Genomic DNA, 26,228 nt, shown 5'->3' with positions numbered 1-26,228 from the left:
GGTTCCGGCTCGCGCGTCCCACGGCGTGTGCTCCTCGCAGGGGGTACCGAACCACGTCATGGCCGCCGCCGCGCCCATCCGGCGCGGGGCGGCCCGAGAGGGAGTACGAGAAGGTGGCAGCACCTAAGAAGGGCCGGAGCGCGAGCGCCCCGGGCAAGCCGGGGCGCTCGCTGGCCCTCATCCTGATCGCCATCGTGGCGCTCACCGGAGGCATGTTCGCCTCCGGGCACACCACCCCACGTCTCGGCATCGACCTTGCCGGCGGCACGAGCATCACGCTCCAGGCGAAGGCCGACCAGGGGTCCGCGATCAACAAGGCCAACATGGACACCGCGGTCGAGATCATGAACCGCCGTGTCAACGGCCTCGGTGTCTCCGAGGCGGAGGTGCAGACCCAGGGGACGAGCAACATCATCGTCAACATCCCCAAGGGCACCAACTCCGAAGAGGCCCGCCAGCAGGTCGGCACCACCGCAAAGCTGTACTTCCGCCCGGTCCTGGCCAGTGAGCCCAGCGGCGCCGCCGCCTCGCCGAGCCCTTCGCCCAGCGGCTCCGCGGGCGGCAGCGCCTCCCCGTCGCCGTCGGGCAGCGCGTCGGCGGACGAGAAGGCGTCCTCCTCGTCCTCCTCCTCGGCGTCGCCCTCGACCTCCGCGACCTCCCAGGGACGGGCCGTCACGGACGCGCTGAAGGCCGACGCCACGCCGTCCGCGACCCCGAGCGCCCCGGACTCCGCCAGCCCCTCGGCGAGCGGCACCGGCTCCTCCGGCGGCAAGCTGGAGGACCAGTACGCCAAGCTGGACTGCTCCAAGTCGGCCGACCGGGCCACCGCCGGGAAGACGGCCAAGCCGTCCGAGTCGACCGTGGCCTGCGGCGAGATCAGCGGTGCCTGGTACAAGTACATGCTCGGCCCGGCCGCCGTCGACGGCACCGAGGTCAAGAAGGCGCAGGCGGTCTTCGACACGCAGACCGCGGCCGGCTGGCAGGTCCAGATGAACTTCAACTCCACCGGAGCGAAGAAGTTCGCCGACATCACCGGCCAGCTCGCCAAGAACTCCTCCCCGCAGAACCAGTTCGGCATCGTCCTCGACGGCGAGGTCGTCTCCAGCCCGTACGTCAGCCAGTCCATCACCGGCGGCCAGGCGGAGATCTCCGGCAGCTTCACCCAGGAAGAGGCCCAGAGCCTCGCCAACATGCTGTCGTACGGCGCGCTCCCGCTGTCCTTCAAGGAGCAGAGCGTGACCACGGTGACCGCCGCGCTCGGCGGTGAGCAGCTGCACGCCGGTCTGCTCGCCGGCGCGATCGGCCTCGCCCTGGTCGTCATCTACCTGGTGGTCTACTACCGCGGCCTGTCGCTCGTGGCCATCGCCTCGCTGCTGGTCTCCGCGGCCCTCACCTACGTGATCATGTCGCTGCTCGGCCCGACGATCGGCTTCGCGCTGAACCTGCCGGCGGTCTGCGGTGCGATCGTCGCGATCGGTATCACGGCGGACTCGTTCATCGTGTTCTTCGAACGCATCCGGGACGAGATCCGCGAGGGACGCACGCTGCGTCCGGCCGTCGAACGCGGCTGGCCGCGGGCCCGGCGCACCATCCTGGTCTCCGACTTCGTGTCGTTCCTCGCCGCCGCGGTGCTGTTCGTCGTGACCGTCGGCAAGGTCCAGGGCTTCGCGTTCACGCTCGGTCTGACCACCGTGCTCGACGTCGTCGTCGTCTTCTTCTTCACCAAGCCGCTGATGACCATCCTCGCCCGCCGGAAGTTCTTCGCACAGGGCCACAAGTGGTCCGGACTCGACCCGAAGAGCCTGGGTGCCAAGCCACCGCTGCGCCGCACCCGCCGTCCCGCCGGTCCTGCCGCCGGCTCTGTCGACCCGAAGGAAGCGTGAGCGATGTCGAAACTCGGCAACCTCGGCGCCCGACTGCACCGCGGCGAGATCAGCTACGACTTCGTCGGCCACCGCAAGCTGTGGTACGGCATCTCGATCCTGATCACCATCACGGCCATCGTCGGCCTGGCGGTGCGCGGCCTGAACATGGGCATCGACTTCCAGGGCGGTGCCGTCTTCACCACTCCGAAGACCAGTGTCTCCGTGGCGCAGGCCGAGGAGTTCGCGAAGGACGCGGCCGACCACGAGGCGGTCGTGCAGAAGCTCGGCACCGGCGGTCTGCGCATCCAGATCGCGGGCATGGACACCCAGAAGTCCGACGAGGTCAAGTCCGCCCTCGCCCAGGACTTCAAGGTCAACCCGGAGACCATCAACGCCGACCTGGTCGGCCCCAGTTGGGGAGAGCAGATCGCCAACAAGGCCTGGGAGGGCCTGGCGATCTTCATGGTGCTCGTCGTGATCTACCTGGCCATCGCCTTCGAGTGGCGGATGGCCGTCGCGGCGCTCGTCGCGCTGATCCACGACATCACCATCACGACCGGCATCTACGCCCTGGTCGGCTTCGAGGTCACGCCCGGCACGATCATCGGTCTGCTGACCATCCTCGGTTACTCGCTGTACGACACGGTCGTCGTCTTCGACAGCCTCAAGGAGCAGACGAAGGACATCACGAAGCAGACCCGCTTCACCTACAGCGAGATCGCCAACCAGTCGATCAACGGCACCCTGGTCCGGTCCGTCAACACCACGGTGGTCGCGCTGCTGCCGGTCGCGGGCCTGCTGTTCATCGGCGGCGGCTTCCTCGGCGCCGGCACGCTCAACGACATCTCGCTGTCGCTGTTCGTCGGCCTCGCGGCCGGTGCGTACTCGTCGATCTTCATCGCCACGCCGCTCGTCGCCGACCTCAAGGAGCGCGAGCCGCAGATGAAGGCCCTCAGGAAGCGGGTCAAGGCCAAGCGTGCCCAGGCCGCGGCCGAGGGGGACCTGGCGCCGAACCGGCCCGCGCCCGACGCTGACCCCGAGGACGCCGCACCCGCCGTGGTGGGACCGCGCAACCAGCCCGCCTCCCGCAACCGGGGCCGCGGCCGACCCTCCGGGAAGCGTCGATGACCGACATCCAGGAGCTGTTGCTCAGCCGCATCCGCGATGTGGCCGACTACCCGGAGCAGGGTGTGATGTTCAAGGACATCACCCCGCTCCTGGCGGACCCGGCGGCGTTCACGGCCCTCACCGACGCGCTGGCCGATGTCGCCGGTGCCACCGGCGCCACCAAGATCGTCGGCCTGGAGGCCCGGGGCTTCATCCTGGGCGCCCCGGTCGCCGTCCGCGCGGGCCTCGGTTTCGTCCCCGTCCGCAAGGCCGGCAAGCTCCCCGGTGCCACCCTGCGCCAGGCGTACGACCTGGAGTACGGCTCGGCCGAGATCGAGGTGCATGCCGAGGACCTGACCACGGCCGACCGCATCCTGATCGTCGACGACGTCCTCGCCACGGGCGGCACCGCGCAGGCCGCGATCCAGCTCATCCAGCGGGCCGGCGCCGAGATCGCGGGCGTCGCGGTGCTGATGGAACTGGGCTTCCTGGGCGGCCGGGCCCGGCTGGAACAGGCGCTGGACGGGGCTCCGCTGGAGGCGCTGCTCCAGCTCTGAGCACGGCTGCCGCCGGCGGACGCGGCAGCGCGCAACCGTTGCGAACACCGGGGGACACCCCCGCGACACCCGTGGGACACCGCTGAGGCGGGCTCGGAGGAATCCGGCGCCCGCCTCTTGTGTTCCTTGAGCAGACGGTCCGCACTTCGGTCTCAAGGCGATGCCGAAGCCCGCAATCGATACCATGGGGTCTCCGGAGCCTGACCGGGGGACCCGGATCGCGCACGAGGAGTCCTCTTGCCAGATGAGGCCCAGCCACTGACCGCCGCCAAGCCCGAGTCCGCCTCGGCGCCCGCGGCTAAGCCCGCGCTGCCCGCCAAGAAGGACACCCGCGGGCCGGTCGAGCACGCCCAGTCCGCGCCGGCCGAGCAGTCGATCGAGCCCGTGCGCCCCAAGCCCGTCCCTCCCGCGGTCCGTCCCGGCACCGGTCAGCCGGCCCGCTCCGGCTCCTCCAACCGCGTCCGCGCCCGCCTCGCCCGGCTCGGCGTGCAGCGTGCCAACCCGTACAACCCGGTCCTGGAGCCGCTGCTGCGGATAGTGCGCAGCAACGACCCCAAGATCGAGAACGCCACCCTGCGCCAGATCGAACGCGCCTACCAGGTCGCCGAGCGCTGGCACCGCGGTCAGAAACGCAAGAGCGGCGACCCGTACATCACGCATCCGCTCGCCGTGACCACCATCCTCGCCGAACTGGGCATGGACCCGGCCACCTTGATGGCGGGCCTGCTGCACGACACCGTCGAGGACACCGAGTACGGCCTCGACGACCTGCGCCGCGACTTCGGCGATGTGGTCGCCCTCCTCGTCGACGGCGTCACCAAGCTGGACAAGGTCAAGTTCGGCGAGGCCGCGCAGGCCGAGACGGTGCGCAAGATGGTCGTCGCCATGGCCAAGGACCCGCGCGTCCTGGTCATCAAGCTCGCCGACCGCCTGCACAACATGCGCACGATGCGCTACCTCAAGCGGGAGAAGCAGGAGAAGAAAGCGCGCGAGACGCTGGAGATCTACGCGCCGCTCGCCCACCGGCTGGGCATGAACACCATCAAGTGGGAGCTGGAGGACCTGGCCTTCGCGATCCTCTACCCCAAGATGTACGACGAGATCGTCCGGCTGGTCGCCGAACGCGCGCCCAAGCGGGACGAGTACCTCGCCATAGTGACCGACGAGGTCCAGGCCGACCTGCGCGCCGCCCGCATCAAGGCGACCGTCACCGGCCGACCCAAGCACTACTACAGCGTCTACCAGAAGATGATCGTCCGCGGCCGTGACTTCGCGGAGATCTACGACCTGGTCGGCATCCGTGTCCTGGTGGACACCGTCCGCGACTGCTACGCGGCGCTGGGCACCGTCCACGCGCGCTGGAACCCGGTTCCGGGGCGCTTCAAGGACTACATCGCGATGCCCAAGTTCAACATGTACCAGTCGCTGCACACGACGGTGATCGGCCCCAACGGCAAGCCCGTCGAACTGCAGATCCGCACCTTCGACATGCACCGCCGCGCCGAGTACGGCATCGCCGCGCACTGGAAGTACAAGCAGGAGGCCGTCGCCGGCGCCTCCAAGGTCCGCACCGACGTGCCCAAGCCCGCCGGCAAGGCCGGCAAGGAATCCGCCGCCATCAACGACATGGCGTGGCTGCGGCAGTTGCTGGACTGGCAGAAGGAGACCGAGGACCCGGGCGAGTTCCTGGAGTCGCTGCGCTTCGACCTGTCCCGCAACGAGGTCTTCGTCTTCACCCCGAAGGGCGATGTCATCGCGCTGCCCGCCGGTGCCACCCCGGTCGACTTCGCGTACGCGGTGCACACCGAGGTCGGCCACCGCACCATAGGAGCGCGGGTCAACGGCCGCCTCGTACCGCTCGAATCCACCCTGGACAACGGCGATCTGGTGGAGGTCTTCACCTCCAAGGCGCCGGGCGCCGGACCTTCCCGCGACTGGCTGGGCTTCGTCAAGTCGCCGCGTGCCCGCAACAAGATCCGCGCCTGGTTCTCCAAGGAGCGCCGTGACGAGGCGATCGAGCAGGGCAAGGACGCCATCGTCCGCGCGATGCGCAAGCAGAACCTGCCGATCCAGCGGATCCTGACCGGCGACTCGCTCGTCACGCTGGCGCACGAGATGCGCTACCCGGACATCTCCGCGCTGTACGCGGCGATCGGCGAGGGACACGTCTCCGCACAGAACGTCGTGCAGAAACTGGTACAGGCGCTCGGCGGCGAGGAGGCGGCCACCGAGGAGATCGACGAGAGCGTGCCGCCCTCGCGCGGCCGGGGCCGCAAGCGCCGCTCCAGCGCCGATCCGGGCGTGGTCGTCAAGGGCGTCGAGGACGTGTGGGTCAAGCTGGCCCGCTGCTGTACACCGGTGCCCGGCGACCCGATCATCGGCTTCGTCACGCGCGGCAGCGGCGTCTCGGTGCACCGCAGCGACTGCGTCAACGTGGAGTCGCTGTCGCGCGAGCCCGAGCGGATCCTGGAGGTCGAGTGGGCACCCACCCAGTCCTCGGTCTTCCTCGTCGCCATCCAGGTCGAGGCACTGGACCGCTCCCGGTTGCTGTCGGACGTCACCCGCGTCCTGTCCGACCAGCACGTCAACATCCTCTCCGCGGCCGTCCAGACCTCCCGCGACCGCGTCGCCACCTCCCGCTTCACCTTCGAGATGGGCGACCCGAAACACCTCGGGCACGTCCTGAAGGCGGTGCGGGGCGTGGAAGGCGTCTACGACGTGTACCGGGTGACGTCGGCCCGCAGCAGGTGACGCGCCCCCCCCAGACGGAGCAAGGGCCCCGTACGCCGTGTACGGGGCCCTTGCGCGCGACGGGAGAAGCTGACGCGGAGGGGTGTCAGCCGCCGAACTCCTGCAGGCCCTTCAGCGCCTGGTCGAGGAGCGCCTGACGGCCCTCCAGCTCCCGTTCGAGCTTCTCGGCCTTGGACGCGTTGCCCTGGGCCCGAGCCTGCTCGATCTGGCCCTTCAGCTTGTCCACAGCGGCCTGGAGCTGACCGGTCAGGCCCGCGGCACGCGCGCGTGCCTCCGGGTTGGTCCGGCGCCACTCGGCCTCCTCGGCCTCCTGGATCGCCCGGTCGACCGTGTGCATCCGGCCCTCGACCCTGGGACGCGCATCGCGCGGCACATGGCCGATGGCCTCCCAGCGCTCGTTGATCGAACGGAAGGCGGCCCGGGCGGCCTTGAGGTCGCTGATCGGCAGCAGCTTCTCGGCCTCCTCGGCCAGCTCCTCCTTCAGCTTCAGGTTCTCCGCCTGCTCGGCGTCACGCTCCGCGAACACCGAACTGCGGGCGGCGAAGAACACGTCCTGCGCGCCGCGGAAGCGGTTCCACAGGTCGTCCTCGTGCTCGCGCTGGGCGCGGCCCGCGGCCTTCCACTCCGCCATCAGCTCGCGGTAGCGGGCCGCCGTCGGACCCCAGTCCGTCGAGTCGGACAGCGACTCGGCCTCGGCGACCAGCCGCTCCTTGGTCTTGCGGGCATCCTCGCGCTGCGCGTCCAACTGCGCGAAGTGCGCCTTGCGACGCTTGGAGAACGCCGACCGGGCGTGGGAGAAGCGATGCCACAGCTCGTCGTCCGACTTGCGGTCGAGCCGCGGCAGGCCCTTCCAGGTGTCCACCAGGGCGCGCAGCCGCTCACCGGCGGCCCGCCACTGGTCGGACTGCGCCAGCTGCTCGGCCTCGGCGACCAGATCCTCCTTGGACCTGCGGGCCTCGTCGGTCTGCTTGGCCCGCTGCGCCTTGCGCTCCTCTCGGCGGGCATCCACCGTCGCCACGAGCTTGTCCAGCCGGGCCCGCAGCGTTTCCAGGTCGCCCACCGCGTGATGCGCGTCCACCTGCTCGCGCAGGTGGTCGATCGCGGTCCGGGCGTCCTTCGCCGACAGGTCGGTGGTCTGCACTCGCTTTTCGAGGAGGCCGATTTCGACGACCAGGCCCTCGTACTTGCGCTCGAAGTAGGCCAGCGCCTCCTCGGGGGAGCCGGCCTGCCAGGAACCGACGACCTGCTCGCCGTCGGCCGTACGCACGTACACGGTCCCCGTCTCGTCGACGCGGCCCCACGGGTCGCTGCTCACAGCGCCTCCTCCACATGATGCCTGCGCAGGGCTTGTGCACCCCCGGGCATCGTCCACAGTTTCGTCACGGCCAACATAGGCGACCGGCGGGTGGCCTGTCCGCATCCCGCGCGACCGAAATTCGGTAGTGGGCCGTCATGTGCGTCAGGACTTCGTGACCGTCGCCTTGTTGATCACGACCGTCGCGTTCGGGGCGCCGTCGCCGGCGCCCGTGTTCTCGCCGGCGTCGGCGATCTTCTTGAGCACCTTCAATCCTGCCTCGTCGATGGTTCCGAACGGTGTGTAGCTGGGCGGCAACTGACTGTCCTGGTACACCAGGAAGAACTGGCTGCCGCCGGTGTGCGCCTGGCCGGTGTTCGCCATCGCGACCGTGCCCGCCGGGTACACGTTGTTCTTCAGGCTTTTGTCCTTCAGGTTCTCGTCCGGGATCGTGTAGCCGGGACCGCCGCTGCCGGTGCCCGTCGGGTCGCCGCACTGCAGCACGTAGATGCCGTTCGTGGTGAGCCGGTGGCACTTGGTGTGGTCGAAGTAGCCCTTGCCGGCGAGGAAGTCGAACGAGTTGACGGTGTGCGGCGCCGCCGAGGTCTTCAGCGCGATGCCGATGTCACCGCACGTCGTCGCGAGCTTCATGGTGTAGTCGGCCGACTTGTCGACCGTCATCGCCGGCTCCTTCTTCCAGCTGAGCTTCTCGACCGACCCCTTGGCGGCCTTCTCGCACGGATCGGGGGCCTTGCTGGGCGCCGAGGCGCTGGCGCTGGGCGTCACCTCGGCGTTCGCGTTGGCCTTGTCGTCGTCGTTCTTGAGCACTCCGGTCGTGTACAGCGCGAGGCTGCCGATGACGACCACGCCGAGTACCGACGCGATCACGGAGTTCCGCATCCGTGCCTTGCGCCGCGCGGACGTACGCCGCTGCTGCTGCCGCAAGAACTTCTCCCGGGCGAGCTGACGCCGCCGCTGCTCCTGGCTGACCACCGGGTTCTCTCCTCATGCGTGTCGTGTGTCGACCGGTACGCGTGTGTCCTGTGAGCCGACCGCTGCGTGTAGCCCCGTACCGTATATGGGTTAGCTGAGGAAACGGCAGCGCCGGTAGGCTCTGACGACAGCGGAAGCCGCCCGTAATCGACACAACGAAGGACGATCGTGCTCATTGCCGGGTTCCCCGCCGGGGCCTGGGGGACGAACTGTTATCTCGTCGCCCCCGCCGCCGGTGAGGAGTGCGTGATCATCGACCCGGGCCACCAGGCCGCCCCAGGAGTCGAGGAAGCGCTCAGAAAGCATCGGCTCAAGCCCGTCGCCGTCGTCCTCTCCCACGGCCATATCGACCATGTGGCCTCGGTCGTCCCGGTGTGCGGCGCGCACGACGTGCCCGCCTGGATCCACCCCGAGGACCGGTACATGATGAGCGACCCCGAGAAGGCGCTCGGCCGCTCCATCGGCATGCCCCTGATGGGCGAGCTGACCGTGGGGGAGCCGGACGACGTCAAGGAGCTGACGGACGGGGCGACGCTGGAACTGGCCGGTCTTGAGCTGGTCGTGGCGCACGCACCGGGCCATACCAAGGGGTCGGTGACCTTCCGGATGCCCGAGTCGGCGGACGTCCCGCCGGTGTTCTTCTCGGGTGATCTGCTCTTCGCCGGCTCCATCGGACGCACCGACCTGCCCGGCGGTGACATGGCCGAGATGCTCGACTCGCTGGCCCGTGTGTGCCTGCCGCTCGACGACTCGACCGTGGTGCTGTCCGGCCACGGCCCCCAGACGACCATCGGTCAGGAGCGCGCCACCAATCCGTATCTGCGGCAGGTGGCCGCCGGCCCGGGAGCGCGTGCCGACGCTCCCCGACGAGGAATGTGACGAGAGACGTTCGTGAGCACCTTCAGCGCCCCCAAGGGCACGTACGACCTGATCCCACCGGAGAGCGCCAAGTACCTGGCCGTCCGTGAGGCGATCGCCGCGCCGCTGCGCAACTCCGGCTACGGCTACATCGAAACGCCCGGTTTTGAGAACGTGGAACTCTTCGCGCGCGGTGTCGGCGAGTCCACCGACATCGTGACGAAGGAGATGTACGCCTTCGAGACCAAGGGCGGCGACCGGCTCGCCCTGCGCCCCGAGGGCACGGCGTCCGTGCTGCGCGCGGCACTTGAGGCCAATCTGCACAAGGCGGGCAACCTCCCGGTCAAGCTCTGGTACTCCGGCTCGTACTACCGCTACGAGCGCCCGCAGAAGGGCCGTTACCGGCACTTCTCCCAGGTCGGCGCCGAGGCGATCGGCGCCGAGGACCCGGCGCTCGACGCCGAGCTGATCATCCTGGCGGACCAGGCGTACCGGTCGCTGGGGCTGCGGCAGTTCCGGATTCTGCTCAACAGCCTCGGCGACCGGGAGTGCCGACCGGTGTACCGGGCCGCGCTCCAGGAGTTCCTGCGCGGCCTCGACCTGGACGAGGACACCCGCCGCCGCATCGAGATCAACCCGCTGCGGGTACTCGACGACAAGCGCGAGTCGGTGCAGAAGCAGCTGGCGGGCGTGCCGCTGCTGCGGGATTACCTGTGCGACGCCTGCAAGGCGTACCACGAGGAGGTCCGTGAGCTGATCAGCGCGGCGGGCGTGGCCTACGAGGACGACCCGAAGCTGGTGCGCGGCCTGGACTACTACACGCGCACCACCTTCGAGTTCGTGCACGACGGCCTGGGCTCGCAGTCCGCGGTCGGCGGCGGCGGACGCTACGACGGCCTGTCGGAGATGATCGGCGGCCCGGCGCTGCCCTCGGTCGGCTGGGCCCTCGGCGTCGACCGCACGGTGCTGGCCCTGGAGGCGGAGGGCATCGCACTCGACCTGCCGGCCCCGACCAGCGTGTTCGCGGTCCCGCTCGGGGACGAGGCGCGGCGCGTGCTGTTCGGCAAGGTGACCGAGCTGCGCAAGGTCGGCGTCGCGGCGGACTTCTCCTACGGCGCCAAGGGACTCAAGGCCGCGATGAAGGCGGCCAACCGTTCCGGCGCGCGGTACGCCCTCGTGCTCGGCGAGCGTGACCTGGCGGAGGGTGTCGTCCAGCTCAAGGACATGGCGTCCGGCGAGCAGCAGCCGGTCAGCGTGAACGAGATCGTGGCGGAGCTGGAAGCACGGCTCGGGTGACCGGCGGGCCGGACGGCGCACCGCCGTCCGGCCCCGCTCCCCGCGTCGGCCAGGGCTGCGCGAACGTGAACGCGAACGTCACAACAGCCCGTTGCGCATCGCGGTGGTCACCGCCGCCGTCCGGTCGGCCACGCCCAGCTTGCCGAAGATCCGCAGCAGATGGGTCTTCACCGTGGACTCCCCGATGAACAACTCCCGCCCGATCTCGGCGTTGGTGCGGCCCTCGGCCACCAGCCGCAGCACCGCGACCTCCCGTTCCGACAGCCGGGGGCGCTCCGGTCTGGTCCGCAGCCGGTCCACCAGCCGGGCCGCGACCGACGGCGCGAGCACCGTCTCGCCGCGCGCGGCGGCCCGTACCGCGGCGGCCAGTTCACCCCGCGCCAGGTCCTTGAGCAGATAGCCCGCGGCCCCCGCCTCCACGGCCCGCAGGATGTCCCGGTCCGTCTCGTACGTCGTGAGGACGATCACCCGGCACGTCAGGCCGGACTCGGCCATCCGCACGATGGACTCGACGCCCCCGCCGCCCGGCATCCTGAGGTCCATCAGTACGATGTCGGGCCGCAGTTCGGCCGCCAGCGCCTCCGCCTGCGGACCGCTGGACGCGTCCGCCACCACCTCCAGGTCCGGCTCGGCGCTCAGCATGGCGCGCAGGCCCTCCCGTACGACGGGATGGTCGTCGGCCAGGACGATCCGGATCACGGGTACTCACTCCTCACGGCGAACGGGACGGCGGCGGGGGCAGGACCGGCACCGGGTTCGGCCCCGGGTGCGGTGCGGGGGTGGGCGGGGGGAGCCGGTGTCCGCTCCGGTGCCGGGATCCGGGGCGGGTCCGTTTGCGGGTCCGGTGCCCGGCCCTGTGCCGGGACCGGTGTCAATGGGGGCCGCGGGGACGGGCAGGCACACGGTGACCGTCGTGCCCGCACCGGGCGCGCTGCGCACCGAAGCCGTCCCGCCCACCTCGGCGGCGCGGGCGCGCAGCCCGGCCAGGCCGTAACCGCCGTGGACGGCCGCCGGGTCGAATCCGCGGCCGTCGTCGCGCACCGAGACGGTCAGGGTCCCCGCGGCGTACCGCAGACGGATGCCCAACGCTGCCGGACTCCCCGCGTGCTTGCGGGCGTTGGCCAGCGCCTCCTGGCAGGAGCGCAGCGCCACGACCTCCGGCCCGGCGGGCAGCGCCCGCACCGGTCCGGTCACCTCCAGCACCGCACCGTGCCGGGCGGCCAGCCGGCCCAGGGCGTCCGGCAGGGACGCGCCGTCGAGATCGGCCGGGGTGCCCCCGGCCACCAGCGCCCGGGCCTCGGCGAGGTTCTGCCGGGCCGTCTCGTCCATCAGCGCCAAATGGCGCCGGGCGAGCGGCAGGTCGTGCTCCAGCTCGGCCTCGACCGCCTGGACCAGCATCAGCAGGCTGGTGAAGCCCTGGGCGAGGGTGTCGTGGATCTCGCGGGCCATGCGCTCGCGCTCGGCCAGCGCGCCGTGCGCGGCCGACAGCCGGGCGACCTCGTGCCGGCTCGCGTCCAACTCCGCGATCAGCTCGGCCCGTTCTCGGCTCTGCCTGATGATCCGGATGATCCAGCCGCCGACCGCCACCGAGAAGGTGAGGGAGACCAGCGCGGAGAGCGCCTCGGCGAACAGCTCCGCGCCGGCCGGCCGCCACAGCAGCGCCCCGGCGAGCACCGGCACCAGGTTGATCACGGTGACCGCCACCAGCGCCCCGCGCAGCCGCAGCGTCATGAAGCACTGCGGGATGAGCGCGAACGTCGCCAGCCGCGCCTCGCCCGTCAGCACGGCCGACGACAGGAACAGCGCGATCGTCCCGGTCAGATAACGCACCACCCGCCGCCCGTCCGGCATGTCCTCCTGGAGCAGCGGCCGGCCCAGCGCCACATACCAGGGCACCAGCGGGAGCAGCAGCCCGGCGGCGAGAGCCCGGACGGGCCACCCCGGTTGCCCCGCCGTGAGGACGAGGACCAGGGTGGCCGCCCAGGCGATGGCGAAGTACGCGTCCCAGAGCCGGATCGTGCGGTCCCAGGCGTGCACGTCGCGCGCCGAGGCCCGGCCGGTCATCCGTCGCGCCGGTTCTTCCAGCGGAAGGTCAGCAGACACAGCGCCAATCCTCCGACGCACCAGGCGGCGAGCACCAGGGCGATACGGCCGAACTCCCAGCTGCCCGCCTGCTCCAGGACCCGCGCGGAGTCGGGCAGAAACACCCCGCGCAGCCCCTGGCACAGCCACTTCAGCGGGAACAGGGCGCCGATGTTCAGCATCCAGTCGGGGATGGTGCCGATGGAGATGTAGACCCCGGAGACGAACTGCACGACCAGGAACGGCAGTACGACGACGGAACTCGCGCTCCTGGCCGACCTGGGCACCGAGCTGATCGCGATGCCGAGCAGCGCGCACCCGGTCAGACCGAGCACGAAGATCCATGTGAAGTCGAACCACCGGCCCGCGTCCGACGGCAGGTCGACGCCGTACAGCGTGGTGCCGACGAGCAGAAGGATCGCCGTCTCCAGGATCCCGGTGAACAGAACCAGCCAGATCTTGCCGAGGAAGTACGCCGCCGGCGGCATCGGTGTGCCGCGCAGCCGCCGCAGCACCTTCTCGTCCCGCTCCACGGCGATCGAGATGCCCAGCGACTGGAAGCTCGTCGACATGATCCCCGAGGCCATCATCGCGGGCACGTACAGCTGGGAGGCGGTCACGCCGCTGCCGCGCACGTCGTCCTGGAAGATCGACGCGAACAGGAAGAGGAAGACGACCGGGAAGGCGAAGGTGAACACCACCTGGTCGCGCTGCCGGAAGAACTGCCTGATCTCCAGTGCGCCCCGGTGCAGTCCGACGGCCCAGGCCCCGGGCAGCCGGTCGGACCGGGCCTGCGTGCGGGGGCGCGTCTCGGTCGTGGTCACCGCGCGTCCTCCCGTCCGGCGAGGTCGTCGGCGCTGTCGCCGGGGAGGTCCGCGGCGCGTTCTTGGGCGGGCCGTGCGCCGAGCGGGTCCGTGACCTGTCCGGTGAGCCGCAGATAGACGTCCTCCAGCGTGGGGCGGCCGACTCGCAGCCCCGGGATCTCGCCGTCGAAGCGCCGCATGAGGTGCGCGACCGTGCGCGTCGGGGTGTCCGTGCGCTCGGTGCGCACCCGGCCGTCGGGTCCTGTCCACTCCACGGTGGCCTCGGAGCCGTACCGCTCGCGCAGTTCACCGGGCCCGCCCATGGCGACGACCCGGCCCCGGGCGACGACGGCGAGCCGGTCGGCGAGCGCCTCGGCCTCCTCCAGGTAGTGCGTGGTCAGCACGATCGTCGTGCCCTCGTCGGCGAGCAGCCGGATCAGCTCCCAGAACCGCCGGCGGGCCGCCGGGTCGAAACCGGTCGTCGGCTCGTCCAGGAGCAGCAGCTCGGGCCCGCCGATCACCCCGAGCGCCACGTCGAGACGGCGGCGCTGCCCGCCGGAGAGGGACTTGATCCGGCTGCCCGCCTTCTCCTGGAGGCCGACCAGGCCGATCACCTCCTCCGGGTCGCGCGGACACGGGTAGTAACGGGCGAAATGCCGCACGGTCTCGTGCACCGTCAACTCGGCGGGTGCCGATTCGTCCTGCCAGACGATTCCCACACGGGATCGCCACGCGCGCGTGGCGGTCGCCGGGTCCGCCCCCAGGACCGAGACCTCGCCGCCGTCCCGGGACCGGTTGCCCTGAAGGATCTCCACCGTGGTGCTCTTGCCCGCTCCATTGGGTCCGAGCAGGCCGAACACCTCGCCCCGCCGGATGCCGAGATCGATGCCGTCCACCGCGGTCACGTCCGCGTACTGCTTGCGCAGCCCCCGTACGTCCACCGCGAAGTCGTTCGCGTGTGCTGTCATGGCACTGAGGGTCGGCCAGAACTGAGCGCTCCGGTACGACCGTGCGTACCTCCTTATGTCCACCGAACGGTGGACAGGCCCCCTGGTGCGGCACAATGGCCCCTGCCCGAAGAAGGTCCAACTCTCAAGCAGACGGAATCGGCGTGATGAGCAAGACGACAGTCAAGGACGTCTCCACCGAGCCCGGACCCGAGCGTGCCGCCGGACCGCGGACGGAGGGCGGCAGCCGCGCCTTCGCCCTGCTGCTGGTGATCACCGGTGCGGCCGGGGTGCTCGCCGCCTGGGTCATCACGATCGACAAGTTCAAGCTGCTGGAGGCGAAGGTCGAGGGCAAGACCTTCATCCCCGGGTGCAGTCTCAACCCGGTCGTCTCCTGCGGCAGCGTCATGGAGAGCAAGCAGGCCGCCGTCTTCGGCTTCCCGAACCCCATGCTCGGCCTGGTCTGCTACGGCATCGTCATCTGCGTCGGCATGAGCCTGCTCACCCGGGCCCGCTTCCCACGCTGGTACTGGCTGACCTTCAACGCCGGCACGCTCTTCGGCGTCGGCTTCTGCACCTGGCTGCAGTTCCAGTCGCTGTACCGGATCAACGCGCTGTGCCTGTGGTGCTGCCTGGCCTGGGTCGCCACGATCATCATGTTCTGGTACGTGACGTCGTTCAACGTCCGCAAGGACTTCCTGCCCGCCCCGCGCTGGCTGAAGGGCTTCTTCGGCGAGTTCACCTGGGTGCTCCCGGTGCTGCACGTCGGCATCATCGGCATGCTGATCCTGACCCGCTGGTGGGACTTCTGGACCGGCTGAGCCCGGACCGGGTCCCCGCCGCGTTGCCGGCACCGGGGCCCGGCCGCGTTGTCAGTGCGGTGATTTAGGGTTTCAGCGTGGAACCCGACCTGTTCACCGCCGCGGCGGAAGAGCGCCAGGAGAAGGACCCGGCAGGCAGCCCCCTGGCGGTGCGGATGCGCCCGCGCACCCTCGACGAGGTGGTGGGCCAGCAACACCTGCTGAAGCCCGGCTCGCCCCTGCGCCGGCTGGTCGGCGAGGGAGCGGGCGGCCCTGCCGGGCCCTCCTCGGTGATCCTCTGGGGCCCGCCCGGCACCGGCAAGACGACCCTGGCGTACGTCGTCTCCAAGGCCACCAACAAGCGCTTCGTGGAACTGTCCGCGATCACCGCGGGCGTCAAGGAGGTCCGCGCGGTCATCGACGGCGCACGCCGCGCCACCGGGGGCTTCGGCAAGGAGACGGTCCTCTTCCTGGACGAGATCCACCGCTTCAGCAAGGCCCAGCAGGACTCCCTGCTCCCGGCGGTCGAGAACCGCTGGGTGACCCTGATCGCGGCCACCACCGAGAACCCGTACTTCTCGGTGATCTCCCCCCTGCTGTCCCGCTCCCTCCTGCTCACCCTCGAACCCCTCACGGACGACGACGTGCGCGGGCTGCTCCGCCGCGCGCTGGCCGACGAGCGGGGCCTCGGCGCGGCCGTCGCCCTCCCCGAGGACACCGAGGACCACCTGCTGCGGATCGCCGGCGGCGACGCCCGCCGCGCCCTGACCGCCCTGGAGGCGGCGGCCGGCGCCGCGCTCGACAAGGGCGAGCCGGAGATCGCGCTCGGCACCCTGGAGGAGACGGTCGACCGAGCCGCCGTGAAGTACGACCGCGACGGCGACCAGCACTACGACGTGGCGAGCGCGCTCATCAAGTCCATCCGCGGCTCCGACGTGGACGCGGCCCTGCACTACCTGGCCCGGATGATCGAGGCCGGCGAGGACCCCCGCTTCATCGCCCGCCGGCTGATGATCTCCGCCAGCGAGGACATCGGCCTCGCCGATCCGAACGCCCTGCCGCTCGCGGTGGCCGCCGCCCAGGCCGTCGCCATGATCGGTTTCCCGGAGGCGGCCCTCACCCTCAGCCACACCACCATCGCCCTGGCCCTCGCCCCCAAGTCCAACGCCGCGACGACCGCGATCGGCGCCGCCCTGGACGACGTACGCAAGGGGCTTGCGGGCCCGGTCCCGCCGCATCTGCGCGACGGGCACTACAAGGGCGCCGCCAAGCTCGGCCACGCCCAGGGGTATGTGTACCCGCACGACCTGCCCGAGGGCATCGCGACCCAGCAGTACGCGCCTGACGCCCTCCAGGACCGCGAGTACTACACCCCGACCCGGCACGGCGCCGAGGCCCGGTACGCGGACGCGGTCGAATGGACCAGGAAGCACCTCGGTCGCAAGCGGTCCTGAGCGCCCTGTAGACTGCCGAAAAGTGCTGAGTCCCGCGCCGTCAGAGCGGGACAGCCAGCCGGAGACCCAGTCCCTCGGGGCTGGCTCCAGGAGCGTCGCGCACCGTCGAACGGTGTCGCGGGCAGCCCACCACCACCCGGAGTCCCGGGACCGGCCGGTGGGCCACTCGCGTGCTGCACGTATGTGCCCAGACCAGGGAAGCGGCTGCCCAACAGGTCCCCTGCGGACCCGGCGGGATTCCCCGGCTGCGGATGCGACCTCCCGCACCACTCTCCACGCTGACAAGCCGAAACGACGAAAGAAGACAGAAACAGTGGCGAACCAGTCCCGCCCCAAGGTCAAGAAGTCGCGTGCCCTCGGCATCGCGCTGACCCCGAAGGCCGTCAAGTACTTCGAGGCCCGTCCCTACCCGCCGGGTGAGCACGGCCGCGGCCGCAAGCAGAACTCGGACTACAAGGTCCGTCTGCTGGAGAAGCAGCGCCTGCGCGCTCAGTACGACATCTCCGAGCGCCAGCTGGTGCGCGCCTACGAGCGTGCGTCCAAGGTCCAGGGCAAGACCGGTGAGGCCCTGATCGTCGAGCTGGAGCGCCGTCTCGACGCGCTGGTCCTGCGTTCGGGCATCGCCCGCACGATCTACCAGGCCCGCCAGATGGTCGTCCACGGCCACATCCAGGTCAACGGCCAGAAGGTGGACAAGCCGTCCTACCGCGTGCGCCCGGACGACGTCATCCAGGTCCGCGACCGCAGCAAGGACAAGACGCTCTTCCAGATCGCCCGCGAGGGCGGCTTCGCCCCCGACGGCGAGACCCCGCGCTACCTCCAGGTGAACCTCAAGGCCCTGGCGTTCCGCCTGGACCGCGAGCCGAACCGCAAGGAAGTCCCGGTGATCTGCGACGAGCAACTCGTCGTCGAGTACTACGCCCGCTGATCACCCTCGGCGGCGGCAGTACCACCAGGCCTCGCGCCTCGCCCGCCGCTTCCCACCGCACCGGTGGGAAGCGGCGGGCACTTTCGTCCACCCGACGCCTTCCGGAAGCCGAAATCCGGTACGGCGGGCCACCGCGGGCGCGATAGGGTCGGATGGCGACTTTTGAAAGTGCCCGTCGGCAGGTGCCCAGCGGCAGCCCATGGGCACCCCAGTGACAACAGGGAGCGGTGCAGCGTGTCCGGTGGAGAGGTTGCCGGGATCCTGGTGGCCGTCTTCTGGGCGATCCTGGTCTCCTTCCTCGCCGTCGCCCTGGCGAGGCTGGCCCAGACGCTCAAGGCGACCACCAAACTGGTGGCGGACGTGACCGATCAGGCCGTCCCGCTGCTCGCCGACGCCTCCGCCGCCGTGCGCTCCGCGCAGACCCAGATCGACCGGGTCGACGCCATCGCCTCGGACGTCCAGGAGGTCACGTCCAACGCCTCGGCGCTGTCGACGACCGTCGCCTCCACCTTCGGCGGCCCCCTCGTCAAGGTCGCGGCGTTCGGCTACGGCGTGCGCCGGGCCATCACCGGCCGGCGCGAGGACGTGCCCGGCAAGGCGCCCCGGCGTACCGTGATCGTGGGCCGCACCATCCCGTCCGCGCGACGGGGGAAGCGGAACACCCGGGAAAAGAGAGACTGACCGAGCGATGTTCCGCCGTACGTTCTGGTTCACCACGGGCGTCGCCGCCGGCGTCTGGGCCACCACCAAGGTCAACCGCAAGCTGAAGCAGCTGACCCCGGAAAGCCTCGCCGCGACCGCGGCCAACAAGGCGCTCGTGACGGGCCGGCGCGTCAAGGACCGAGCGGTGGGCTTCGCCCTCGACGTCCGCGACAACATGGCCCAGCGGGAAGCCGAACTCGAAGACGCCCTCGGCATCCACGAGGACCCGCAGCTCCCCGCCCCCAGGCGCTACGCCGCCATCGAGAACCGCAGCAACCCGACGTACGTCGACCCCACGACGTACTCGCACGACCGGAATGAGGACCACTGATGGAGTCGGCCGAGATTCGTCGCCGCTGGTTGAGCTTCTTCGAGGAGCGCGGTCACACCGTCGTCCCTTCGGCGTCGCTCATCGCGGACGACCCGACTCTGCTCCTCGTCCCGGCCGGCATGGTGCCCTTCAAGCCCTACTTCCTGGGCGAGGTCAAGCCGCCCTTCCCGCGCGCCACCAGCGTGCAGAAGTGCGTACGCACGCCGGACATCGAGGAGGTCGGCAAGACCACCCGGCACGGCACGTTCTTCCAGATGTGCGGCAACTTCTCCTTCGGTGACTACTTCAAGGAAGGCGCCATCAAGCTCGCCTGGGAGCTGCTCACCACGCCCCAGGACAAGGGTGGTTACGGCCTCGACCCCGAACGCCTGTGGATCACCGTCTACAAGGACGACGACGAGGCCGAGCAGATCTGGCACGAGGCCGTCGGCGTGCCCAAGGAGCGCATCCAGCGCCTGGGCATGAAGGACAACTTCTGGTCCATGGGCGTCCCCGGCCCGTGCGGCCCCTGCTCCGAGATCAACTACGACCGCGGCCCCGAGTTCGGCGTCGAGGGCGGCCCCGCCGTCAACGACGAGCGGTACGTGGAGATCTGGAACCTCGTCTTCATGCAGTACGAACGCGGCGAGGGCACCGGCAAGGACAACTTCGAGATCCTCGGCGATCTGCCGAGCAAGAACATCGACACCGGCCTCGGCCTGGAACGGCTCGCCATGATTCTGCAGGACGTGCAGAACATGTACGAGATCGACACCTCCATGGCGGTGATCGACAAGGCCACCGAGCTGACCGGTGTCGCCTACGGCGACGCCCACGCCTCGGACGTCTCCCTGCGCGTGGTCACCGACCATATGCGCACCGCCACCATGCTCATCGGCGACGGTGTGACCCCCGGCAACGAGGGTCGCGGCTATGTGCTGCGCCGCATCATGCGCCGCGCCATCCGCAACATGCGGCTGCTGGGCGCCACCGGTCCGGTCGTCAAGGACCTGATCGAAACGGTGATCGGCACGATGGGCCGGCAGTACCCGGAGCTGGTCACCGACCGCGAGCGCATCGAGAAGGTCGCCCTCGCCGAGGAGGCCGCCTTCCTCAAGACGCTGAAGGCCGGCACCAACATCCTCGACACCGCGGTCACCGAGACCAAGGCCTCCGGCGGCACGGTCCTGCCCGGCGACAAGGCCTTCCTGCTCCATGACACCTGGGGCTTCCCCATCGACCTCACCCTGGAGATGGCCGCCGAACAGGGCCTGTCCGTGGACGAGGAGGGCTTCCGCCGCCTGATGAAGGAGCAGCGGGAGCGCGCCAAGGCCGACGCCCAGGCCAAGAAGACCGGCCACGCCGACCTCGGCGCCTACCGGGAGATCGCCGACTCGGCCGGCGAGACCGACTTCATCGGCTACGCCGACACCGAGGGCGAGTCCACGGTCGTCGGCATCCTGGTCGACGGCGTCTCCTCGCCCGCCGCCACGGAGGGCGACGAGGTCGAGATCGTCCTCGACCGCACCCCGTTCTACGCCGAGGGCGGCGGCCAGATCGGCGACACCGGCCGGATCAGGGCCGACTCCGGTGCCGTCATCGAGGTCCGCGACACCCAGAAGCCGGTGCCCGGCGTGTACGTGCACAAGGGCGTCGTCCAGGTCGGCGAGGTGACCGTCGGCGCCAAGGCCCACGCCTCCATCGACCACCGCCGGCGCAAGGCCATCGCCCGCGCCCACTCGGCCACCCACCTCACCCACCAGGCGCTGCGCGACGCCCTCGGCCCGACCGCCGCCCAGGCCGGTTCGGAGAACCAGCCCGGCCGCTTCCGCTTCGACTTCGGCTCCCCGTCCGCCGTGCCCACGGCCGTGATGACCGACGTCGAACAGAAGATCAACGAGGTGCTGGCCCGCGATCTCGACGTGCACGCCGAGATCATGGGCATCGACGAGGCCAAGAAGCAGGGCGCCATCGCCGAGTTCGGCGAGAAGTACGGTGAGCGGGTCCGCGTCGTGACCATCGGCGACTTCTCCAAGGAGCTGTGCGGCGGCACGCATGTGCACAACACCGCCCAGCTGGGCCTGGTGAAGCTGCTCGGCGAGTCCTCCATCGGCTCCGGTGTGCGCCGCATCGAGGCTCTGGTCGGCGTGGACGCCTACGCCTTCCTCGCCCGCGAGCACACGGTCGTCAACCAGCTCACCGAGCTGCTCAAGGGCCGCCCGGAGGACCTGCCGGAGAAGGTCTCCTCGATGCTCGGCAAGCTGAAGGACGCCGAGAAGGAGATCGAGAAGTTCCGCGCCGAGAAGGTGCTCCAGGCCGCCGCCGGTCTCGCCGAGTCCGCCAAGGACGTCCGCGGGATCGCCGTCGTCACGGGCCGGGTGCCGGACGGCACCACGCCGGACGACCTGCGCAAGCTGGTCCTCGATGTGCGCGGGCGCATCCAGGGCGGCCGGGGTGCCGTCGTCGCCCTGTTCACCGTGGCGAACGGCAAGCCGCTCACGGTCATCGCCACCAACGAGGCCGCCCGCGAGCGCGGCCTCAAGGCCGGTGACCTGGTCCGCGCCGCCGCCAAGACGCTCGGCGGCGGCGGTGGCGGCAAGCCGGACGTCGCCCAGGGCGGCGGTCAGCACCCGGCCGCCATCGGCGACGCCGTGGACGCCGTCGAACGCCTGGTCGCCGAGACCGCCAAGTAGGGGACGGCCCAGATCATGCGCAGAGGACGTCGGCTCGCGATCGACGTCGGGGACGCCCGCATCGGGGTCGCCTCGTGCGACCCCGACGGGATCCTCGCCACCCCGGTGGAGACCGTCCCCGGCCGGGACGTCCCGGCCGCCCACCGCCGGCTCGGGCAACTCGTCGAGGAGTACGAGCCGATCGAGGTCGTCGTCGGCCTGCCCCGCTCCCTCAAGGGGGGCGAGGGCCCGGCCGCGGTCAAGGTGCGCGCCTTCGCCCAGGAGCTGGCCAAGGGCATCGCGCCCGTCCCGGTACGGCTCGTGGACGAGCGGCTGACCACCGTGACGGCCGGCCAGGGACTGCGCGCCTCGGGTGTCAGGTCGAAGAAGGGCCGCTCCGTCATCGACCAGGCCGCGGCCGTGATCATCCTTCAGCAGTCCCTCGAATCCGAACGGGTGTCAGGCAAGGCACCCGGCGAGGGCGTCGAAGTGGTCATCTGATCGCGATACGGTAACGTTCCGCGCGATGCGGCGGTGTTCGAACAGCTGCCGCACAGCAAGAGGCGGAACGGGAGCCGGCGGAAGCCGCGTGACCGCCGCCTCGCGGCTCTAGGGGATCGATGACTGAGTATGGCCGGGGCCCAGGCCCCGAACCGTGGCATCCGGAGGACCCGTTGTACGGGGACGGCGGATGGGGAGGCCAGCAGACCCAGGCGGGTCAGCAGGTCCCCTACGGCGGCCTGCCCCAGCACGACCCGCAGCAGTCGCAGCAGTCGCAGTACGACGGCTGGCACCAGCAGCAGCCCGGGTACGACCAGTACGGCCGGCAGCAGTACCAGCACTACGGGGAACAGGGCCACCAGCAGTACGCACAGCAGGGCAACGAGCACTACACCGGCCACGAGCAGCAGCACCACACGGGTCACAACCAGCAGCACTACGGCGGTCAGGACCAGCAGCACTACGGCGGTCACCAGCAGCACCACAACGACGGTCACGAGCAGCAGCACTACGGCGGTCACCAGCAGCACCACAACGACGGTCAGGACCAGCAGCACTACGGCGGCCACGGCCAGCCGCAGTACCCGGCGCAGCCCCAGCCGCAGTACCCGCAGGGCGGCTGGGACGCCACCGGCACCCACGGCCAGGTGCCGTACGCCGCCGACCCGGGCGACCCCTACGGCCAGCAGCCCGTGGCGTACGGCGCGGAGCAGCCCGACCTCTACGGCACCCCCGACGCCTATCCGCCGCCGCGGCCGCCCGGCCGCAGACGACCCGAGCCGGAGCCCGAGACCGACTGGGACCCCGGCCCGGACCAGGGCGAGCACGCGTTCTTCGCGGGCGGCGGCGATGACGATTCCGACGACGACCTCGACCATGATCCGACGGCGCGCCGCGGGCGCGGCGACCGCAGGGGCAAGGGCGCGAAGGGCGGCAAAGGAGCCAAGAAACGGCGCAACGGCTGCGCGTGCATGGTGGTCGTCCTCGTCTTCGGCGGCGGCCTCGGCGGGGTCGGATACTTCGGATTGAAGTTCTACCAAAATCGTTTCGGCGCGGCCCCGGACTATGCGGGCAACGGCACGAACGAAACCGTGACCGTGGAAATCCCCAAAGGCGCGGGCGGTTACGAGATCGGGCGACGGCTGAAGGACGCCGGGGTCGTCAAGAGCGTCGACGCGTTCGTCTCCGCCCAGACGCAGAACCCCGAGGGCGGCACGATCCAGGCCGGCGCCTATCTGCTGAAGAAAGAGATGTCCGCCGCCAGCGCCGTGAAATTGATGCTCGACCCGACGAGCCAGAGCAATGTGCTGGTCAAACCGGGTGAACGCAATGCCCAGGTGTACCAGGCGATCGACAAACAACTCGGCCTCGCATCCGGCACCACGCAAAAGACCGCCAAGAAGGAGTACAAGAAGCTCGGGATGCCGAGCTGGGCGCAGAACAACAGCCGGATCCGGGACCCGCTGGAGGGCTTCCTCTTCCCCGGCACCTACCCGGCCGCGAAGGGCATGAAGCCCGACGCCGTCCTGAAGCAGATGGTCGCCCAGGCCAAGCAGAAGTACGCCGGCTACGGCCTTGAGGCCAAGGCCAAGGAACTCGACCTCGCGAACCCCTTCCAGCTCGTCACCGTCGCGAGCCTGGTCCAGGCCGAGGGCAAGACGCACGACGACTTCCGCAAGATGGCGGAAGTGATCTACAACCGTCTCAAGCCCACGAACACCGAGACCAACCGGCTGCTGCAGTTCGACTCGACGTACAACTACCTTAAGGGCCAGAGCAACATCCACATCAGCGAGTCCGAGATCCAGAGCAACAAGGACCCGTACAACACTTACACCAACGCGGGCCTGCCGCCCGGTCCGATCGGAAACCCGAGCGACGACGCCCTGAAGGCCACGCTCAATCCGACCCACGACGGCTGGATCTACTTCGTGGCGACCGACGGCGAGAGCAACACGGAATTCGCCAAGACCTTCGACGAGTTCCAGAAACTGAAGGACAAGTTCAACGCCAACAGCGGCCGCTGACACCGCCCGCCCGCCGCGCTCGGCGGCGGGCGGCTCCGGTACCGTTGCAGCCCGATGCACATCGGGTCGGTGAAGAGCGGCGGAGCGGTGATGGAAAACGTTCGGTACAAGCGGGCCGCCGTGCTCGGATCCCCCATCGCGCACTCGCTCTCCCCGGTGCTGCACCGCGCCGCGTACGCCGAACTCGGGCTCACCGACTGGGTGTACGAGCGCTTCGAGGTCGACGAGGCCGGGCTGCCCGGCTTCCTCGCGCGGCTGGGCCCCGAGTGGGCAGGGCTCTCGCTGACCATGCCGCTCAAGCGCGCGGTCATCCCGCTGGTCGACGAGATCACCGAGACGGCCGCCTCGGTCGACGCGGTCAACACGGTCGTGTTCACCGAGGACGGCCGCAGCGTCGGCGACAACACCGACATCCCGGGCATGGTGGCCGCGCTGCGCGAGCACGGAATCGAACAGGTCGGCTCCGCCGCGATCCTCGGTGCCGGCGCCACCGCCTCCTCCGCGCTCGCCGCCCTGGCGCGGATCTGCACCGGCGAGGTCGTCGCCTACGTCCGCAGCGCGGCCCGCGCCGCCGAGATGCGGCAGTGGGGCGAACGGCTCGACGTCGAGATCCGCACCGCGGACTGGGCCGACGCCGCCGAGGCGCTGCACGCCCCGCTGGTCATCGCCACCACGCCGGCGGGCACCACCGACGCGCTCGCCACCGTCGTACCGGAGCGGCCCGCCACCCTCTTCGACGTGCTCTACGAGCCCTGGCCGACCGCTCTCGCGGCCCGCTGGTCCATGTCCGGCGGGGCCGTCGTCGGCGGCCTCGACCTCCTCGTCCACCAGGCCGTGCTCCAGGTCGAGCAGATGACCGGCCGCGCACCGGCCCCGCTGGAGGCCATGCGCCGGGCGGGGGAGAAGGCCCTCGCCGAACGCTGACGTGTCCATTCGGCGTCCGCCTGCTGGACCGGCGGCCTTGCGCGGGGGCGGACGTGGGAGGATCGGAGGTGGCGGACCGGGGCCGCGCACCCGGGCACACCGTCGCCGTACGCGAGGACGCGCGTACGCAGGGCAGTACCAGGGCGCGATCCCAGAGGAGCACCGTTGAGCAGGCTGCGTTGGCTGACCGCGGGGGAGTCCCACGGTCCCGCACTCGTCGCGACGCTGGAGGGCCTCCCCGCCGGCGTGCCGATCACCACGGAGATGGTGGCGGACCAGCTGGCCCGGCGGCGGCTCGGGTACGGGCGGGGCGCTCGGATGTCGTTCGAGCGGGACGAGGTCACGTTCCTGGGCGGGGTGCGGCACGGGCTGACGCTGGGCTCGCCGGTGGCGGTCATGGTGGGCAACACCGAATGGCCGAAGTGGGAACAGGTCATGGCGGCCGATCCGGTGGATCCGCAGGTGCTGGAGGGGCTGGCCCGCAACGCGCCGCTGACCCGGCCGCGTCCGGGGCACGCCGATCTGGCGGGGATGCAGAAGTACGGGTTCGACGAGGCCCGGCCGATCCTGGAGCGGGCCTCGGCGCGGGAGACCGCGGCGCGGGTGGCGCTCGGCGCGGTGGCCAGGTCGTATCTGAAGGAGACCGCGGGGATCGAGGTCGTCAGCCACGTCGTGGAACTGGCGGCGGCGAAGGCGCCGTACGGCGTGTACCCGACGCCCGCCGATGTCGAGCGGCTGGACGCGGACCCGGTGCGCTGCCTGGACGCGGACGCGTCGAAGGCGATGGTCGCGGAGATCGACCAGGCCCGCAAGGACGGTGACACGCTCGGCGGTGTGGTCGAGGTGCTGGCCTACGGGGTGCCGGTGGGGCTCGGTTCGCATGTGCACTGGGACCGGAAGCTGGACGCGCGGCTGGCCGCGGCGCTGATGGGCATCCAGGCGATCAAGGGCGTCGAGCTGGGTGACGGGTTCGGCCTGGCGCGGGTGCCGGGGTCGAAGGCACATGACGAGATCGTGACCACGCCGGAGGGCATCCGGCGTGCGTCCGGCCGCTCCGGCGGGACCGAGGGCGGGCTGTCGACGGGTGAACTGCTGCGGGTGCGGGCGGCGATGAAGCCGATCGCTACGGTGCCGCGCGCCCTTGCCACCGTCGACGTGGCCACCGGCGAGCCGGCCCGGGCGCACCACCAGCGGTCGGATGTGTGCGCGGTGCCGGCCGCGGGGATCGTCGCGGAGGCGATGGTCGCCCTGGTGCTGGCGGACGCGGTCGCGGAGAAGTTCGGCGGCGACAGCGTGCCGGAGACCCGACGCAACGTGCGTTCCTACCTCGACAGCCTCACGATCCGGTGAGCGCCGT

General features: G+C 70.6%; 22 protein-coding genes. 16 read left to right on the top strand and 6 right to left on the bottom strand.

Going from position 1 to position 26,228, the window contains the following annotated elements; all coding sequences use genetic code 11:
- Positions 1 to 113 precede the first annotated feature (113 nt).
- The 4 genes from secD to ACFYTE_RS09060 all read left to right on the top strand — a co-directional run bounded on the left by secD (position 114) and on the right by ACFYTE_RS09060 (position 6,280).
- The gene (secD, locus tag ACFYTE_RS09075; protein WP_388706962.1) at positions 114 to 1,883 is read left to right on the top strand and encodes a protein translocase subunit SecD; all 1,770 of its coding nucleotides are present in this window, start codon (positions 114 to 116) and stop codon (positions 1,881 to 1,883) included.
- Between the two features lie 3 nt (positions 1,884 to 1,886).
- Positions 1,887 to 2,993 carry a protein translocase subunit SecF gene (gene secF / locus ACFYTE_RS09070; protein ID WP_388706960.1) on the top strand — a complete coding sequence of 369 codons (1,107 nt, stop codon included), beginning with the start codon at positions 1,887 to 1,889 and terminating at the stop codon, positions 2,991 to 2,993.
- Positions 2,990 to 3,529: an adenine phosphoribosyltransferase gene (locus tag ACFYTE_RS09065; protein WP_388706957.1), complete on the top strand. Its 540-nt coding sequence runs from the start codon at positions 2,990 to 2,992 to the stop codon at positions 3,527 to 3,529. Before secF ends, ACFYTE_RS09065 begins: the two co-directional genes overlap by 4 nt.
- A gap of 237 nt (positions 3,530 to 3,766) precedes the next feature.
- On the top strand, positions 3,767 to 6,280 hold the full coding sequence (locus ACFYTE_RS09060) for a RelA/SpoT family protein (RefSeq protein ID WP_388706954.1): 2,514 nt from the start codon (positions 3,767 to 3,769) through the stop codon (positions 6,278 to 6,280).
- A gap of 85 nt (positions 6,281 to 6,365) precedes the next feature.
- Here ACFYTE_RS09060 and ACFYTE_RS09055 read toward each other — a convergent pair whose 3' ends face one another.
- A complete protein-coding gene (locus ACFYTE_RS09055; protein ID WP_388706951.1) occupies positions 6,366 to 7,595 on the bottom strand; it encodes a DUF349 domain-containing protein in 1,230 nt (409 codons plus the stop codon).
- A 144-nt stretch (positions 7,596 to 7,739) separates the two neighbouring features.
- Positions 7,740 to 8,567, bottom strand: coding sequence for a peptidylprolyl isomerase (locus ACFYTE_RS09050; protein WP_388706948.1), 828 nt, complete (start codon positions 8,565 to 8,567; stop codon positions 7,740 to 7,742).
- A 168-nt stretch (positions 8,568 to 8,735) separates the two neighbouring features.
- Here ACFYTE_RS09050 and ACFYTE_RS09045 point away from each other — a divergent pair, with 168 nt between their 5' ends.
- Together ACFYTE_RS09045 and hisS are read left to right on the top strand one after the other, a co-directional pair.
- Complete coding sequence (locus ACFYTE_RS09045) at positions 8,736 to 9,446, top strand: MBL fold metallo-hydrolase (RefSeq protein ID WP_388706945.1); 711 nt, start codon at positions 8,736 to 8,738, stop codon at positions 9,444 to 9,446.
- Positions 9,447 to 9,458: 12 nt separating this feature from the next.
- Positions 9,459 to 10,721, top strand: a complete 1,263-nt coding sequence (gene hisS / locus ACFYTE_RS09040; protein WP_388706942.1) for a histidine--tRNA ligase — start codon at positions 9,459 to 9,461, stop codon at positions 10,719 to 10,721.
- 78 nt (positions 10,722 to 10,799) lie between these two features.
- Here hisS and ACFYTE_RS09035 read toward each other — a convergent pair whose 3' ends face one another.
- From ACFYTE_RS09035 to ACFYTE_RS09020, 4 genes are read right to left on the bottom strand one after another with little or no spacing between them, the layout of a single operon-like run.
- Positions 10,800 to 11,420 carry a response regulator gene (locus tag ACFYTE_RS09035; RefSeq protein ID WP_388706940.1) on the bottom strand — a complete coding sequence of 207 codons (621 nt, stop codon included), beginning with the start codon at positions 11,418 to 11,420 and terminating at the stop codon, positions 10,800 to 10,802.
- A 6-nt stretch (positions 11,421 to 11,426) separates the two neighbouring features.
- Positions 11,427 to 12,785, bottom strand: coding sequence for a sensor histidine kinase (locus ACFYTE_RS09030; RefSeq protein WP_388707580.1), 1,359 nt, complete (start codon positions 12,783 to 12,785; stop codon positions 11,427 to 11,429).
- Complete coding sequence (locus tag ACFYTE_RS09025; RefSeq protein ID WP_388706937.1) at positions 12,782 to 13,627, bottom strand: ABC transporter permease; 846 nt, start codon at positions 13,625 to 13,627, stop codon at positions 12,782 to 12,784. The genes ACFYTE_RS09030 and ACFYTE_RS09025 overlap by 4 nt, the downstream gene beginning before the upstream one ends.
- Positions 13,624 to 14,574, bottom strand: coding sequence for an ABC transporter ATP-binding protein (locus tag ACFYTE_RS09020; protein ID WP_388706934.1), 951 nt, complete (start codon positions 14,572 to 14,574; stop codon positions 13,624 to 13,626). The genes ACFYTE_RS09025 and ACFYTE_RS09020 overlap by 4 nt, the downstream gene beginning before the upstream one ends.
- Before the next feature lie 146 nt (positions 14,575 to 14,720).
- Here ACFYTE_RS09020 and ACFYTE_RS09015 point away from each other — a divergent pair, with 146 nt between their 5' ends.
- The 10 genes from ACFYTE_RS09015 to aroC all read left to right on the top strand — a co-directional run bounded on the left by ACFYTE_RS09015 (position 14,721) and on the right by aroC (position 26,221).
- Positions 14,721 to 15,374, top strand: coding sequence for a vitamin K epoxide reductase family protein (locus tag ACFYTE_RS09015; protein WP_388706932.1), 654 nt, complete (start codon positions 14,721 to 14,723; stop codon positions 15,372 to 15,374).
- A 77-nt stretch (positions 15,375 to 15,451) separates the two neighbouring features.
- Positions 15,452 to 16,807 (top strand): replication-associated recombination protein A, encoded by a 1,356-nt coding sequence (locus ACFYTE_RS09010; protein ID WP_388706930.1) that lies wholly within the window; start codon positions 15,452 to 15,454, stop codon positions 16,805 to 16,807.
- A 313-nt stretch (positions 16,808 to 17,120) separates the two neighbouring features.
- Positions 17,121 to 17,735: a 30S ribosomal protein S4 gene (rpsD, locus tag ACFYTE_RS09005; protein ID WP_388706928.1), complete on the top strand. Its 615-nt coding sequence runs from the start codon at positions 17,121 to 17,123 to the stop codon at positions 17,733 to 17,735.
- Positions 17,736 to 17,969: 234 nt separating this feature from the next.
- Positions 17,970 to 18,416: a DUF948 domain-containing protein gene (locus tag ACFYTE_RS09000; protein WP_388706925.1), complete on the top strand. Its 447-nt coding sequence runs from the start codon at positions 17,970 to 17,972 to the stop codon at positions 18,414 to 18,416.
- A gap of 7 nt (positions 18,417 to 18,423) precedes the next feature.
- Entirely contained in the window at positions 18,424 to 18,768 is a 345-nt protein-coding gene (locus ACFYTE_RS08995; protein WP_388706923.1) for a hypothetical protein, read from the top strand.
- On the top strand, positions 18,768 to 21,440 hold the full coding sequence (alaS, locus tag ACFYTE_RS08990; RefSeq protein ID WP_388706920.1) for an alanine--tRNA ligase: 2,673 nt from the start codon (positions 18,768 to 18,770) through the stop codon (positions 21,438 to 21,440). Before ACFYTE_RS08995 ends, alaS begins: the two co-directional genes overlap by 1 nt.
- A gap of 15 nt (positions 21,441 to 21,455) precedes the next feature.
- Positions 21,456 to 21,920, top strand: a complete 465-nt coding sequence (gene ruvX / locus ACFYTE_RS08985) for a Holliday junction resolvase RuvX (protein ID WP_388706917.1) — start codon at positions 21,456 to 21,458, stop codon at positions 21,918 to 21,920.
- 119 nt (positions 21,921 to 22,039) lie between these two features.
- The gene (gene mltG / locus ACFYTE_RS08980; protein WP_388706915.1) at positions 22,040 to 23,947 is read left to right on the top strand and encodes an endolytic transglycosylase MltG; all 1,908 of its coding nucleotides are present in this window, start codon (positions 22,040 to 22,042) and stop codon (positions 23,945 to 23,947) included.
- A 90-nt stretch (positions 23,948 to 24,037) separates the two neighbouring features.
- Positions 24,038 to 24,871: a shikimate dehydrogenase gene (locus tag ACFYTE_RS08975; RefSeq protein WP_388706912.1), complete on the top strand. Its 834-nt coding sequence runs from the start codon at positions 24,038 to 24,040 to the stop codon at positions 24,869 to 24,871.
- Between the two features lie 165 nt (positions 24,872 to 25,036).
- Entirely contained in the window at positions 25,037 to 26,221 is a 1,185-nt protein-coding gene (aroC, locus tag ACFYTE_RS08970) for a chorismate synthase (RefSeq protein WP_388706909.1), read from the top strand.
- Positions 26,222 to 26,228 lie beyond the last annotated feature (7 nt).

The sequence above is a fragment of the Streptomyces sp. NPDC004629 genome, assembly GCF_042873595.1.
In the GTDB taxonomy this organism is placed as follows: Bacteria; Actinomycetota; Actinomycetes; order Streptomycetales; family Streptomycetaceae; genus Streptomyces.
This window is presented reverse-complemented; position numbering and strand designations above follow the sequence as displayed.

What these genes read in the sequence shown, in the direction of transcription:
- secF (WP_388706960.1), top strand. Translation starts at nt 1,887, where the DNA reads ATGTCGAAACTCGGCAACCTCGGCGCCCGACTGCACCGCGGCGAGATC.
- ACFYTE_RS09065 (WP_388706957.1), top strand. Translation starts at nt 2,990, where the DNA reads ATGACCGACATCCAGGAGCTGTTGCTCAGCCGCATCCGCGATGTGGCC.
- ACFYTE_RS09030 (WP_388707580.1), bottom strand. Translation starts at nt 12,785, where the DNA reads ATGACCGGCCGGGCCTCGGCGCGCGACGTGCACGCCTGGGACCGCACG.
- ACFYTE_RS09020 (WP_388706934.1), bottom strand. Translation starts at nt 14,574, where the DNA reads ATGACAGCACACGCGAACGACTTCGCGGTGGACGTACGGGGGCTGCGC.
- ACFYTE_RS09015 (WP_388706932.1), top strand. Translation starts at nt 14,721, where the DNA reads ATGAGCAAGACGACAGTCAAGGACGTCTCCACCGAGCCCGGACCCGAG.
- ACFYTE_RS08995 (WP_388706923.1), top strand. Translation starts at nt 18,424, where the DNA reads ATGTTCCGCCGTACGTTCTGGTTCACCACGGGCGTCGCCGCCGGCGTC.
- alaS (WP_388706920.1), top strand. Translation starts at nt 18,768, where the DNA reads ATGGAGTCGGCCGAGATTCGTCGCCGCTGGTTGAGCTTCTTCGAGGAG.
- ruvX (WP_388706917.1), top strand. Translation starts at nt 21,456, where the DNA reads ATGCGCAGAGGACGTCGGCTCGCGATCGACGTCGGGGACGCCCGCATC.
- mltG (WP_388706915.1), top strand. Translation starts at nt 22,040, where the DNA reads ATGACTGAGTATGGCCGGGGCCCAGGCCCCGAACCGTGGCATCCGGAG.
- ACFYTE_RS08975 (WP_388706912.1), top strand. Translation starts at nt 24,038, where the DNA reads ATGGAAAACGTTCGGTACAAGCGGGCCGCCGTGCTCGGATCCCCCATC.